Origin of the sequence: Streptomyces sp. NPDC015125 (genome assembly GCF_043080045.1) — a bacterium.
Lineage (GTDB): Bacteria > Actinomycetota > Actinomycetes > Streptomycetales > Streptomycetaceae > Streptomyces.
Genome location: NZ_JBIBVF010000002.1, coordinates 1 through 12,845 on the forward strand (window position 1 = coordinate 1; position 12,845 = coordinate 12,845).

Genomic DNA, 12,845 nt, shown 5'->3' on the forward strand with positions numbered 1-12,845 from the left:
CCGCTACGAGAAGACCGCAACCATCTACCTGGCCGGCCTCCACATCGCAGGCATCTTCCTCTGGTCAGCCCGATGATCCAAACGAAACTGCCTAGGCCTCGACCACCAGCAACCGAGGCCCCGCCCCATCGGGCGGGGCCTCGCCGCACACCGACCGCCCCGCGCCGTCTCCGTGCTCTTGACGCACACGTGAGGCGCCTCGGATCCGAACGGGGCACCGGCTCTACGTGCGGGTTGCCTTAACGGAGGTTGGCGGACACCAACGTCGACAACCCGAACCGAAAGGTGAAGCTGAGCTTCCTGGAATGACCTTGGACAGGTCATCCTGCAGGGCCTGGTCCGGGTGCCGGCTCTCGTGCGCTCTCGGGAGCCACGGCTGGGGGCCGGACGTTCGCCGTGCCGGTTTGCTCGGTGGGGCCGACGCAGACGCTGTCCTACCTGCCCGCGTGCAGGTTTTTGCCGGCGCCAGGAGGACGCGCGCAACTGGGGCGCTCTGGTTCGTGTGCCATAGGCTGGATGCGCAGGGTGTGAAGGAAGACTTCGCTGAAGTACCGTGGAGTGGAGCGGCTTTGGGGGAGTGCGGGTGGATATCGACGGCGTGGTCGACCCTGTGTCGGGGCAGCCGGGACCAGCGGCCGGATCCGCGGAGTCCGAGCCCATGACGCCGTCACGAGCCAGCAGGCTCGACGACCAAGTTCCGTTCCTGGCCCGGTTGGAGCACCAGGAGCGGGTCGCGCTGATGGAGCTGGGCCGGCCCATGAAGTACAGCCCGCGGTCCGTCCTGGTGCATCAGGACGAACCGTCCACCCACGTGATGGTCATCCTCGCCGGCTGGACCAAGGTCATCCACTCCGCGGCCAACGGCTACGAAGCTCTGCTCGCCCTGCGGGGGCCGGGCGACATCGTCGGTGAGGCCTCCGCAGTCAGCGGCCGCTCGCGCTCGGCGACGGTCGCCGCACTCGGAAAGGTCGAGGCCGTCACGATCGAGCGCGGCAGATTCCTGGACCATCTCGCGGAGTTCCCGGCTACTGCCCTCCAACTGCTCAGCCTCATTGGGGACCGGACACAGGCCAGCGACCGGCGACGCGTGGAGCAAGGAGCGCTCGGCGTTCGTGAGCGGTTGTCGCTCCTGATCCTGGAGCTGTCGCGCACACACGGGGTGCAGGATGCGGAGGGGATGCGCCTGACCACCGGTCTCAGCCAGCACGAGCTGGCAGGCGCGGTCGGAGCCTCCCGCGAGGCGGTGGCCAGGCTTCTTAAAGAGCTTCGGGAACGCGACATCGTCCGCACCAGCCGCAGAGGACTGGTCATCGTCCGCCCGGACCTGCTGCGCCGGATAGGGGGCGGCGAATAGCCGACGCCTCTGCAGTCGAGGCGAGTTGTGTGCCATCGGCTACAGACGCTGTGTGCAGCTGTTCCTTTTCCACTGTCAGACCCCTACGAGATAGTGCTCCGGACCGAGCCCGACCGTCCGAGAGGCACCCATGACTCTGGCCCTGACAGAACCCGTCAACCGCACCATTCTGCTGCTGGACATCGAGGACTTCAGCCGACGGGGCGATGTGGTGCAGGCCTGCCTGCGCCGGGAACTGCACAACGTGGTGGAGGACACCCTGGCTGAGGCGGGTGTCGAGAGGAACATGCAGTACCGCGAGGACCGCGGGGATGGCCTGATCGTGCTGGTCAGCGCCGACATCCCGAAAACTGTGCTCCTCCGGGCCCTGTTGACGACCACCCCGGATGCGTTGTGCCAGTACAACCGGCTGGCATCGAGCAGTGCCCAGATGCGGCTGCGGATGGTACTGGCCGCAGGCGAGGTCGCCTTTGACCCGAAGCAGGGCACGGTCGGCGGGCTCGTCGGCCACGACCTCAACCAGTCCTGCCGGCTGCTCGATGCCGACGCCCTGCGCGAAGGGCTCGCGCAGCGGGACGCGGACTGTGTGCTGGGGGTCTCGTCCCCTGTTTACGAAGGAGTGGTCCGCCACGGACACCGCGGACTGCGCCCGGAGGAGTTCCACCACGCCGCGGTGGCTGTGAAGAAGGACCGGCTCGACCTGTGGCTGCACGGTCCGCTCCCGCACGTCACCACCGTCCCCGCCCCGGGACCCGCGCCCGCCGGACGCGGCGTCGGGGGTACGCACAGCGATGCCGCCGGGCAGGCTCCTGCGGCGCCTGTCTCAGTGCCTGCGAGCACCGGGGCGGCATTCGCGTTCAACGGCGGGACCGTGTCGGTCGGCGGCAGCCAGGTCAACGGCGATCAGACCGGGGTCAGCGGCGGCCACGTCACCGGGGACGTGGTCATGGGCTCCGTCCGGCACGAGGGTCGGAGCGAGCAGGCATGAGCGAACAGCCCGGTGACAAGCAGACGGATCGCTCCCAGGACGACTCCGACCCGGCGGCCGACCAACAGGAGCAGACCAACGACGAGCACACCGAGGCGGAGGACGACCGCCCGCAGGACCCGTGGGCGGCGCGGCGTGAGCTGTACGAGCACGTACCGGCCGCGGTCAGCGGCAGCCTGGTCGGCGGCGATCAGACCGGGGTCAGCGGGGGCAGCGTCCGAGGCGACGTCGTTCTCGGCACGAAGGTGGAGCACCACTACCGATTCGGCGCCGCCACCCGCACCTCCGGAGACATCCCCTCGCCCGAACTCGACCAGCTGTCCATGGAGTTCGCCGGGTACGAGGAACTCGTGCACCCCCTGCGCGAACGGCTGCGCGAGAAGCGGGTGCTCGTGCTGTACGGCGCGCCCTTTACCGGCCGCCGCAGCGCTGCCCTGATGCTGCTGCGCTCCCTGGACGCCGTGCCCGTACGCGCCGTCGACCCCAACACCCCGCCGACCGCGCTGAAGGACGAGGTGAACAGCGATTCGCACGGCTACCTCGTGAGCGACCTGGTGACGGGCAGGGAGAACCCACTGCGCGACATCGACCTGTGGGCCCTGCGGGACGCCCTCCAGGAGAAGGACGCATATCTGGTCATCACCGTCGACCTGTTCGCGACCCTGCGGGGCGTTGAACCCGTCCCATGGGTGCCGCCGTCGCCCCAGGCTGTGCTCCGGTCGCACCTGCACGCCCTGGTGGACGACCCGCGGCGGGAGCGGGAGCTGCTGGCTCTGGAACTCTCCCAGGAGTTCCTCGGCCGGGACGACCACCAGCTACGGGAGGCGGCGGCGTTCGCGAAGGCACTGGCCGAACACGCGGACGGCACGACTACTCGGGAGCAGCTGGCGAACGTCGGCCCGAGACTGGTCCGGGAGCAGGTCCGGGAATGGTTCGGGGGCGACGAAACCCAGCTCCGGGACAAGGCGTTCCTCATCTCCCTGGCAGCGTTCGACGAGGCCGCCTACGCCCTGACCGCGGAGCTCAGCGACACCCTGTACGCAGAGTTCCAGAGAACGGAGGACGCAGGGAGGGAGCCCCGGGTCGGTATCTTCGGGACGTCCATCACCACACGCCTGCGCCTGGCCCGAGCTGTCGAGTATTGGAGGGAGGAGCACACCGAGTGGGGCCCCGTACGCCAGCGTGTGGCCCGCTTTCAGGAGCCCCGGGCCTCGGTCGAGGTCCTCCGCGAGGTCTGGACGAGCCACCCCTCCGCGCGGCCTGCTCTGCTCGCGTGGCTCCGGAAGCTCGCACAGGACGGCCGGCCGCTGGTGCGTACCCGCGCGGCAGTGACCGCCGCGGTGCTCGCCCAGACCGACTTGCCGTCGGCGATGGCCCTGCTCATCGAGGGCTGGGCGAAGTCGAAGCTCTACCGCGACTGCCTCGTCGCCGCCAACGCCCTCGCGACGGCGCACGCCGTCGGCGCCCCGAACATCCCGCCGATCCTGCGTTCCTGGTGCGAGGAGGAGGCCGGACCACGGCTTCGCTGGACAGCCATCCGGGCCTACGCCCTGGTGGGCCCGAGGATGCCCGACGAAGCGCTGCAGGCGTTGGCGAAAGCCGCTCGCACCGGGGATGACGAGCAGGAGGCGCAGCCCATCGCCGAGTCCGTCGCGCTGCTGCTGAGCGATGAATCGGCATCGGTGCGCAGCCGGGTGCTGCGGGGCCTGGTCGAACTCCTCCGGGACGGGCCTTCCGGCCGTCGCCTGACGCTGCACGCGTTTGTCCTGGCCTGCGCGCGCGCCGACAGCCGGCTGTTGTTGCGGTGGCACGCGGAGGCCGCCTCAACGGGCCCGACCGAGGACGCACGGTGGCTGTCCCTGCTCTGGCAGACCGCCCTGGGTGATCTGCGGTACACAGCCGATGGGTTGAAGGCCCTGGCCGGATGGGTCCTTGAGGCGGACGGCGATCCGCAGGCCGAGCGGGAACTGGCGATGCTGCTTCCGACGCTTGTCGGCTCCGATGAGGACCGTAAGCGCCTCGATCACCTGCTCGGGACACTGCGCGACCGGCGAGGGGGCGGCCCGCCCGCGGTGGCCCATCGTCTGATGGCCGTGCTGTAAGGCGCCGCCTCTCGTCTGCGGCCATGGGCCGCGAAATTCCGGATCACCACTGAGTGAGGAGAGAGGAACCATGGTGGACATCCGCCGCGAGCCCGACTGGGACCAGGGAGCGAACCGGCACAGTGAGCTGGTCGACCCGGTGTTGACCGTGCGCCAGTTGTCCCGGTTCGACCACCGCAAGGGGTACAGCCGCATCGACAATGCGCTGGTCTTCACCACGGACCAAGGGGAGTTCGATGTTTACCTGCCACCTCATCGGCCGACGCGCCCTCTGTTCGCCACCATGCGGTACACCGCGGTCTACGAAGTCGACATGGGGGTGCACACCTGCACCGTGTCGCTGTTGCTGCCCAGCGACAACGACGCCTTCGACTTCACTGCCGAGGTAGAGCTGACCTGGCAAGTTTCCCGGCCGCAAAAGTTCGTGGCCAGCGGAGAGCGGAACGTGCCCGCTCTCCTGAAACGCCGGCTGGAGCAGCTGATGTACCCAGTCAGCCGGGGCTTTCCGATCGACCGGAGTGCGGATGCCGAACGCGCCGTGTACCAGGTGCTCGCCAGGGTGGGCGAGTTGGGAGACGAAGTCGGGCTGCGTACGTCGTGTGCCGTGCGGCTCAGGCTGGACGACGCGGCGATTGCCCACCAGCGGGAGCTACGCCGCATCCGGTACACCGACGAACAGCTGGGCATGTCCCACGACGTGGCCATGCGGGAGGACCGGCTCAGGGCGGAGCGGGATGTGGAGCGGGCCCAGCACGATCACGAACTGGTCATGCTGCAGGGTCGCCAGGACGAGGAAGCGCGTCAGTTGGAAGCGGAGAAGGTCCGCTACTACGAGTACTACCTCCAGCACGGCGGCGTGGCGATGTGGGCCCTGCACCTGGCGCAGCATCCGGAGGATTCCCGGCTGGTGATGGAAAACCTGCAGAGGGATCAACTGGCCCTGATCCGAAGTCAGTCCGAGGTCGCTCTTCAGGTGTTGAAGGAAGGGAATCCGGAGGACTACCAGCGTGCGGGACTGAACAAGCAGGCCGTGGAGATCCTGGAGGGGCTCCTCGCCCGTAACCTGCCCGGTATCGCTTCTGCTCCTCCCACACCGGACTCCCTGCCCTGGGCAGGGCCCACCGGTACCCCGGTGCACTTCCACAAGGAGCGGGACGGGGCGTCCGCCAACAGCGCCGAGGAGGAGCGATGAGCAGCAGCGGGACGGAGATCCCGTCCGTGGGAGCCCGTCTGCTCGCGGAGCTGCGATCCGAGACGGCCCGTGCGGACAGTAAGGCGTCTCTGCTTCTAGGGGTCATGAGCATGACCGTGAGTCTGCTCGGTGGCCTGGTCCCGGTCCACGGATGGTCTTTATCGGGGCTCTCCGTCCCAGGGAGCGTGCTGTCGTGGGTAGCCATGGCCGCTCTGGCCGGGGCACTGGGGTGCCTGCTCCTCGCCGTCCTGCCCCGGTACGGCACCAGCCGGTGGTCTCCGGGGCGGCCGTTGACGTACTTCGACGACATCCGCCGTGCCGCGGAGGGCGGTCGGCTCGCAGAGGCCCTCGCCGTCACCGAGGCAAACCAGGCCGATGGGGTACTTGAGGCGCTGGCCCAGAACAGCCGCATCGTCGGTGCCAAGCACTGGTGGATCCGGACAGGCCTGGCCGCCTATTGCGCGGGAGTGGTGCTTCTGGCCATCGCGCAACTCATCCACTGAACGCACGTCACCGGTGCGGCTTCTTACCGCATCGTCACGATCCGGTCCGTACGCCCAGACAGGAAGCTCCCATGGCCACTCCTCCCGATCCGGCCCACGTCGGCCGCATGCCCCTGCCCGATCCTCCGGTCTATCCGGCTGCTGTGGCCTTTCCGTCCCCGCACCGTCCGAACGAGACGGTACCGCCCCCGCCGCCGTACGCGGGCGGCACGACGCCATACGATGCCGCCCGCCATGGCGGCGGGCCGGAGGACCACTCCGGTCCCGGCCCCGGGAAACGTGAGCCGCACGAGGATTTCGGCCACCGTGGGCGTGTGCATCTCGCCAAGCGCCAGCGGAGCATCGATGTGACGGCGATGGTCCACCTGCTGCTGCAGTTGCCCTCGTTCCTCGCAAGCCTGGTGATCGTTGCCGTGCTCTCTCAGCTCCTGCTCCCTGACATGGGCTGGCTGGGGGGCTTGCTCTGGCTCGCTTCGGGTGCCATGGCGTTTCACCGGCCCACGGAGAGAGCCCTCGCCCGCCATCTGCTGAACCTTCGTCACCCCACCTCACGGGAACTGAGTCGGCTGGAACCTCTGTGGCGGACAGTGACCGCCCGGACGGGTGTCGAGGGCCGCGCATACGAGCTGTGGATCGAGGACAGCGATCATCTGAACGCCCTGGCCGCGGCAGGCCACATCGTGGGCGTTACCCGGTTTTCGCTGGAGCGTCTGTCCGATGGCCAGCTGGCCGCGGTACTCGCTCATGAACTGGGGCACCACGTCCGCGGCCATGCATGGTCCTCGCTCCTGGGGCAGTGGTACACGGTTCCGGGACGTCTTGTGTGGGCTATTGTGCGGAAGCTGATCCGGCTTGTCACCGTCACCGGGCATGGGCGCATGGGTTTCTGGACGACAGTGCTGCTTCTGGTGGCGGGTGCCGTCGTCCTGCTGCTCGCGCTGGAGTACTGGTTCGTCACTCTGACGCTGGTCGCTGCCCCGTATCTGCTTGCCGCCGTGACCCGCCGGGCCGAAGTACGGGCGGATCACCATGCGGCAGCGGCCGGCTTCGGGCCGATGCTCGCCGAGGTGTTGCACATGATGCAGGCGGCGGATCGGGAAAGTGGATCCGTGACGGCTTCCGCCCTGTCCGGGTGCGGTAAAACGGCTGCGATGGGCACGAGAACCCCAGCTCGTGGCCGCAGACAGGGCCTCTTGGGAAAGCTCCTGTCCTCGCACCCCGACTACCACACGCGCCTGCACCACCTCGCGCCGTATCTAAAGCAACGATGAGCCTGCCGCAAGTCGCATCCCGGGCCCGGGCCGCCGTCTCCGTGTACTCGACGCACACGTGAGGCGCCTCGGATCCGAAAGGGGCACCGAGTATCGTGCGGGTTGCCTTAACGGAGGTTGGCGGACACGAACACGAGTAACACGGACCGTCGGGTCCGGTTGAGCTTCCTGGGGTGACATTCTGCACGAGGCTTTCGTCTCACTGGCCTGCGGCCTTATCTGCTGGAGACGCCTCAAGGAGACCCGCATGTGATCGTGACGAGCTCTTACCGGTTGTCCTTCCGGTCCTCCCATGGGCGCCAGTGGCCGGTGTCGTCGACGGTGCCGAGTTGCTGGTCGGCGAAGTGCACACCGAAGCCGAAGACGTCGTCCTGGGCCATGAATTCCACGAGTCGGCGACGTGAGTGCTCGGCCTGTGCACGGTCGTGGTCGAGGACGACTTCCCAGTCGGGGTGCTGGATTTGGACGGGTGAGTGCATGGCGTCGCCGAAGGCCACGATCCGGCGGCCGTCGCCGGTGTCGAGGACCCAGGCCGTGTGCCCGGTGGTGTGTCCGGGCAGCGCCCAGGCATGTATTCCCGCGGCGATCTCTGTTCCGTCGGCGACGGCTGTGGTCCGTTCGCTCGGTCCGGCGAGCCGTGGGCCGGAGGCGGGGTCCAGGCCCTGCAGTTCTCCTTCCCCGACGATCCAGCGCGCGTTGCGGAACAGACTGCGCAGGTCGTCGGCGGCGTCCGGCCGGGCCCATCCCGTGTGGTCGTCGTGCAGGTGGGTGAAGGCGACCGTCTCCAGCGTGGCCGGGTCGACGCCCAGGCGTTGCAGGTGATCGGGGAGGGCCTGTACGTGGTCGAAACCGTGTTGGAAGTGTTCGGGGTCCTCGCCCGAGATGCGGCCGTGGCCGGCGTCCAGGAGCAGGCGCTTCCCACGACGCTCGACAAGCAACGCGCCGCATCCCATGGCCAGGTGACCTGCGTCCGTGAGGTGGGGACCGTGGCCCATCCAGTCCTCGTCGGCGGAGGCGGGGTAGACCCGGGTGGGGATCATGTGGACGCCGGCGTCGGGGACGTAGGTGATGGTGAGGTCGCCCAGGGTCCGCGTCCACAGATGCGGCAGGCGGCCCCCCGAATCGTCGGCGGGATCGTGCTGCGGGTGGGCGGTGGTGGTCTGCTCGCTGGTGGTCATGGTGGGTCCCCTTCCTTGTTCGTGTGTGGAGGGCGTGGTCCGCTCATGGCGTGAGCAGGCGGACCGGTTCGTCGGCGGCGTAGGCGAGGATGTCGCCGAGTGCGTCGCGGTAGAAGATCTCGAAGGCGTCGGCGGTGACCTGGCCCAGGTGTGGGGTGAGGACGGTTCGCGGAGCGCTACGCCATGGCGAATCGGTGGGCAGCGGCTCGGCGAAGTGGACGTCCAGGGCGGCGCCGCCCAACGTTCCGGCGTGCAGCGCGGCCAGCAGCCTCCTCGTCGACGACGGGTGCCCGGGAGGTGTTGATCAGCAGCGCGTCCGGCTGCATGAGGGCGGGTTCGTCGGTACCGATGAGGCCGACGGTGTGTGGGGAAAGCCGGACATGAAGCGTCACCACGTCCGAGGTGGTCAGCAGTTCCCGTTTGCTGACGGGTGTGACGCCCGGTGCTTTCGCGTGCCGGGGATCGAGGTGGGCGCTCCAGGCAACGACGTCCATGCCGAAGGCGACCCCGACCTGGGCCACGCGACTGCCCACGCCGCCCGGTCCGATAACGCCCGGGCGGGCGCCGTGCAGGTCACGACCCACGGTCTGCTGCCGAGCGCCCTCGCGTAGGTTGCGGACCTCGGTGGGGAGCGAGCGGGTCAGGGCGTGCAGGAGTCCCCATGTCAGCTCGGCCGTCGAGGTCAGTGGTGCGGCGCGGGTGCCGGACACCACGATTCCGCGCCGCGCGGCCGCGGCCGTGTCGATGGCCGCCTTGGCGGGGCCCGTGGTCACCAGCAGGCGCAGGGGGTTCGGCAGCCGGTCGAGCACCTCGGCGGGGAAGGGGGTGCGCTCGCGCATGGCGCCGACCACATCGAACGGCTCCAGCGCGGCGATCACCTCCTCGGGGCTGCCCAAGTGCTCGAAGAAGTAGGTGAGGTGGGCGCCTTCGGGCAGGGAATCCCAGGCGGCATACCGGTGTGCCGTGTGCTGGTAGTCGTCCAGGGTCCCCACTCGGCGGATCTCAGGCATGAGCGGTCCCCTTGGCGTGTGCGTGGGTGCGGTCCGCGCGTGCGCTGGAGGTACGGGCCGCGTGGACGTTTTCGTCCGCCGACGGGTCGGCGAGCGGTTCCGCGGGACTCGGGCGGAGCAGTTCCAGGGACCAGATCGCGAGGCCGATCAGCGCGATCGCCGCTCCCAGCGCGGAGACCCCTGACCAGCCCACGAGCGGATACAGCGCGGCCGTCAGTGCGGACGTGACAGTACTTCCGGCGAAGGCGGAGACCATGAGCGCTGTGGTGGCCCGGCTGCGTGCGTGCGGGATGCGGCGGTACAGGACGCTCTGGTGGCTGATCAGCAGCGACTGCTGTGCCAGGTTGAGCGCCACGATGCCGACCATCAGCGCGCTCAGACCGAGTGGGCCTCCCCGGCCGGCGAAAATGAGCACGCCCCAGCTGCCCATGAGCACGATCAGCCCGCCGGTCGTCACCTGGCGGGCGCGACCGCGGTCCGCCAGTCGGCCGGCCACCGACGCGGCGGCGGCCCCGACGACCCCGACCAGACCGAACAGGCCGATGACCGCCGGACCGTACCCGTAAGCGGGGCCGGCCAGCAGGAACGACGAGGCGGTCCACAGGACCGTGAAGCCGCCCATGCCGACCGCGGCCAGAGCCATGCGCCTGCGCAGCAGCGACTCGGTGCGCACCAGAGTCACCACCGAGTGCAGCAGCCGGGGATAAGGCGTCTTCGCGGCCGGCGGTACGAGAGGCAGAATCAGGCGCAGGGTGATCGCCAGCACCACCATGAGGCCCGCTGCGAAGACGAACACCAGCCGCCAGTCCCCGAATTCGGCCAGCACCCCGGCAACCGTCCGCGCGAGCATGATGCCGATGAGCAGGCCGCTCATGACCGTGCCTACCACCGCGCCGCGTTCATGGTCGGCGGCCAAAGAGGCGGCCATCGGCACCACGATCTGCGCCACGGCGGAGGTCACCCCGACCAGCGCGACCGAGGCGTACAGCGCACCCAGCGAGGGGGAGGCCGCCGCACCGAGGAGAGCGACGGCGCTCAGGGCGAGCAGCCCGCTCACCAGCCGGCGCCGCTCCAGTACGTCACCCAGGGGCACCAGCAGTGCCAGCGAGAGCGCGTAACCGATCTGCGAGGAGGTGACGATCAGACCTCCGGCCCCCTCGGAGACTCCCAGCGCCTTGGAGACAACGGGCAGCAACGGCTGCGCGTAATAGATGTTCGCGACCGCCGCGCCGCACGTCACCGCCAGCAGCAGCGCCATGGCGCTGCTGAGCGGGGAGCGGACGCCGGCGTCGCCCTCCCTGGATTCTGGATCGTTCATACCGAAATGCTGGCCCTGGCTTGACGTGCTGGTCAAGCGGTTTCAGATCGATTGATCCATAAGTGATCAGGGTCACTGCGAGTCGTCGGCGCCCGGGCGCTTCGGTGCGTGGCACTTTGTGGAGCAGTTGGTCCAATATGGGAGGCAGGAAGTGCTCCCCAGGCCGGAACGCCCGTCTTGTGATGCAGGAGGTCCATATGCCGCCAGCCGGCCGTCCCCGCGCCTTCGATATGGAGGCCGTACTGGAGGCTGCGATGCTGCTGTTCTGGGAGCAGGGTTACGAAGCGACCTCACTGGCACAGCTGCGCGCCGCCACCGGGCTGTCCTCCGCGAGCCTGTACGGCGCCTTCGGCTCGAAAGAAGGGCTGTTCAAGCAGGTCGTCGAGCACTACATGAAGGGGCCGGGCGGCGCCATCGACGACATCGAGGACGAAACGGTCTGCCCGCGAGAGGCCGTGGCCGGCCTGCTGCACTGCTCGATCGACATGCAGGCCGACTCGTCTCACCCCACCGGCTGTCTTATCGCCCTGTCCGGCACGATGCGGGCACCGGGAGAGGAGCATGCCGGAGTGCGCGCGGCCGTCGCGGCACGGCGTGAAGCGGACCGGGTGCGCATCAGGGCCTGCGTGGAGCGGGGCATCGCCGCGGGCGAACTCGATGCCGACGCCGACGCCGACGGGGTGACCACTATGATTCACAGCTTTCTCCTCGGCCTCTCCACGCAGCTGCGCGACGGGGTGGCCGCAGCGACTCTGCACGCTGCGGTCGACGTACTGCTGCTCAACTGGCGCCGCGCATAAGGTTCTTGGCACGACCATGAGCGGGTCTTCTCAAGGCGGCGCCGGCAGCTGAGGCCGCAGACCAGGGGGGCGAGGGGCAGGATCCGGCGCTTGCGGAGTTCGTCGCGGTTGGGATTGGGGTCGTGGCCCTTGTCGCCGAGCAGGGATTCGGGACGTCTGTGGGGACGGCAGGTGCGGCCTGCGATGGGACCGCGCCAGGTCCCGGCGGAGGTGGCCGCTTACCTGGCCGAGCAGTTGCAGATCGCAGACCTGTCGTGCCTGAAGGAGTGCGGCGAGCGGGACGGGACGGCCCGCACTCGCCGCTGTCGTAGCCCTTGCGGGCCACCAGGCGCCGGAAAAGCTCCCTCTGCATTCGGGTCCTGTGAGTGACCACCCATATCGCAGGCTTACTGGACGCCAGGCACCTCACAGCCAGGTGGGTGCGCAAGACCCGAAAACCCCTCTGGGCGTCGTATACGAAGCCAGTTACCGGGCACCCGCTGAACGGCGCGAGATGCGCGTCGCGGGCTTCGTCGCCCGCGCAAGCCACCACTGAGGAGGCGTAGTGATGAGCACGGTGAAGGAAACGGTGGACGTCGAGGTCCCGGTCCACACCGCCTACAACCAGTGGACGCAGTTCGAGGAATTCCCGAAGTTCATGGAGGGTGTCGAGAAGATCACCCAGCTCGACGACCGGCATAACCGCTGGACCACCAAAATCGGCGGCGTGCGGCGGGAGTTCGACACCGAGATCGTCGATCAGCTTCCGGACGACCGCATCGCCTGGCGTACCACCACCGGCGATACCCGGCAGAAGGGCCTGGTCAGCTTCCAGCGCCTGGATGAGACCCACACGCGGGTGGAGCTCGTCATGGACGTCGAGCCCTCGGGCATGGCAGAGAAGGCCGCCGACATGTCGGGAACCATCGAACGGCGAGTCAAGGGCGATATGCGGCGCTTCAAGGACTGCATCGAGCACCGGGGTGCCGAATCAGGAGCCTGGCGCGGCCGGATCAAGCCCGGCTGATCCAACCCGGCGGCGGGGGGGGGGGGCCCCCCCCCCCCCCCCCCCCCCCCCCCCCCCCCGGGGGGGGGGGGGGGGGGGGGGCCCGGGGGGGGGCCCCCCCCCCCCCGGGGGGGGGGCCCCGCC

At 69.1% G+C, this 12,845-nt stretch carries 10 protein-coding genes and 1 pseudogene; 8 read left to right on the top strand and 3 right to left on the bottom strand.

Translation table 11 applies throughout. The features are described from left to right. The first annotated feature begins 658 nt into the window (after positions 1-658). From ACF088_RS04985 to ACF088_RS05010, 6 genes are all read left to right on the top strand, one after another. Positions 659-1,354: a Crp/Fnr family transcriptional regulator gene (locus ACF088_RS04985; RefSeq protein WP_367790502.1), complete on the top strand. Its 696-nt coding sequence runs from the start codon at positions 659-661 to the stop codon at positions 1,352-1,354. Between the two features lie 130 nt (positions 1,355-1,484). Further along, on the top strand, positions 1,485-2,342 hold the full coding sequence (locus ACF088_RS04990; RefSeq protein WP_392374008.1) for a hypothetical protein: 858 nt from the start codon (positions 1,485-1,487) through the stop codon (positions 2,340-2,342). Then, entirely contained in the window at positions 2,339-4,444 is a 2,106-nt protein-coding gene (locus ACF088_RS04995) for a hypothetical protein (protein ID WP_392374009.1), read from the top strand. Before ACF088_RS04990 ends, ACF088_RS04995 begins: the two co-directional genes overlap by 4 nt. Before the next feature lie 70 nt (positions 4,445-4,514). Beyond that, a complete protein-coding gene (locus tag ACF088_RS05000; RefSeq protein WP_392374010.1) occupies positions 4,515-5,636 on the top strand; it encodes a PE-PGRS family protein in 1,122 nt (373 codons plus the stop codon). Next, positions 5,633-6,139: a Pycsar system effector family protein gene (locus ACF088_RS05005; RefSeq protein WP_392374011.1), complete on the top strand. Its 507-nt coding sequence runs from the start codon at positions 5,633-5,635 to the stop codon at positions 6,137-6,139. Before ACF088_RS05000 ends, ACF088_RS05005 begins: the two co-directional genes overlap by 4 nt. A gap of 71 nt (positions 6,140-6,210) precedes the next feature. After that, complete coding sequence (locus ACF088_RS05010) at positions 6,211-7,410, top strand: M48 family metalloprotease (protein ID WP_392374012.1); 1,200 nt, start codon at positions 6,211-6,213, stop codon at positions 7,408-7,410. Positions 7,411-7,676: 266 nt separating this feature from the next. Here the strand turns inward: ACF088_RS05010 and ACF088_RS05015 are convergent, their stop codons facing one another. From ACF088_RS05015 to ACF088_RS05025, 3 genes and pseudogenes are all read right to left on the bottom strand, one after another. Continuing rightward, positions 7,677-8,588, bottom strand: a complete 912-nt coding sequence (locus ACF088_RS05015; RefSeq protein ID WP_392374013.1) for an MBL fold metallo-hydrolase — start codon at positions 8,586-8,588, stop codon at positions 7,677-7,679. Between the two features lie 43 nt (positions 8,589-8,631). After that, positions 8,632-9,598, bottom strand: a pseudogene (locus ACF088_RS05020) (D-2-hydroxyacid dehydrogenase family protein). Beyond that, positions 9,591-10,916: an MFS transporter gene (locus ACF088_RS05025; protein ID WP_392374014.1), complete on the bottom strand. Its 1,326-nt coding sequence runs from the start codon at positions 10,914-10,916 to the stop codon at positions 9,591-9,593. The pseudogene ACF088_RS05020 and the gene ACF088_RS05025 overlap by 8 nt, the downstream one beginning before the upstream one ends. A gap of 197 nt (positions 10,917-11,113) precedes the next feature. Between ACF088_RS05025 and ACF088_RS05030 the strand changes: the two genes are divergently transcribed. Both ACF088_RS05030 and ACF088_RS05035 read left to right on the top strand, forming a co-directional pair. Beyond that, entirely contained in the window at positions 11,114-11,716 is a 603-nt protein-coding gene (locus ACF088_RS05030) for a TetR/AcrR family transcriptional regulator (RefSeq protein WP_392374015.1), read from the top strand. Between the two features lie 547 nt (positions 11,717-12,263). Beyond that, positions 12,264-12,722: an SRPBCC family protein gene (locus tag ACF088_RS05035; protein WP_392374016.1), complete on the top strand. Its 459-nt coding sequence runs from the start codon at positions 12,264-12,266 to the stop codon at positions 12,720-12,722. Positions 12,723-12,845: the final 123 nt, after the last annotated feature.

Coding starts and splice junctions, on each gene's coding strand:
- ACF088_RS05035 (WP_392374016.1), top strand. CDS start 12,264: ATGAGCACGGTGAAGGAAACGGTGGACGTCGAGGTCCCGGTCCACACC.
- ACF088_RS05010 (WP_392374012.1), top strand. CDS start 6,211: ATGGCCACTCCTCCCGATCCGGCCCACGTCGGCCGCATGCCCCTGCCC.
- ACF088_RS05025 (WP_392374014.1), bottom strand. CDS start 10,916: ATGAACGATCCAGAATCCAGGGAGGGCGACGCCGGCGTCCGCTCCCCG.
- ACF088_RS05000 (WP_392374010.1), top strand. CDS start 4,515: ATGGTGGACATCCGCCGCGAGCCCGACTGGGACCAGGGAGCGAACCGG.
- ACF088_RS05030 (WP_392374015.1), top strand. CDS start 11,114: ATGCCGCCAGCCGGCCGTCCCCGCGCCTTCGATATGGAGGCCGTACTG.
- ACF088_RS04985 (WP_367790502.1), top strand. CDS start 659: ATGACGCCGTCACGAGCCAGCAGGCTCGACGACCAAGTTCCGTTCCTG.
- ACF088_RS05015 (WP_392374013.1), bottom strand. CDS start 8,588: ATGACCACCAGCGAGCAGACCACCACCGCCCACCCGCAGCACGATCCC.
- ACF088_RS04995 (WP_392374009.1), top strand. CDS start 2,339: ATGAGCGAACAGCCCGGTGACAAGCAGACGGATCGCTCCCAGGACGAC.
- ACF088_RS04990 (WP_392374008.1), top strand. CDS start 1,485: ATGACTCTGGCCCTGACAGAACCCGTCAACCGCACCATTCTGCTGCTG.
- ACF088_RS05005 (WP_392374011.1), top strand. CDS start 5,633: ATGAGCAGCAGCGGGACGGAGATCCCGTCCGTGGGAGCCCGTCTGCTC.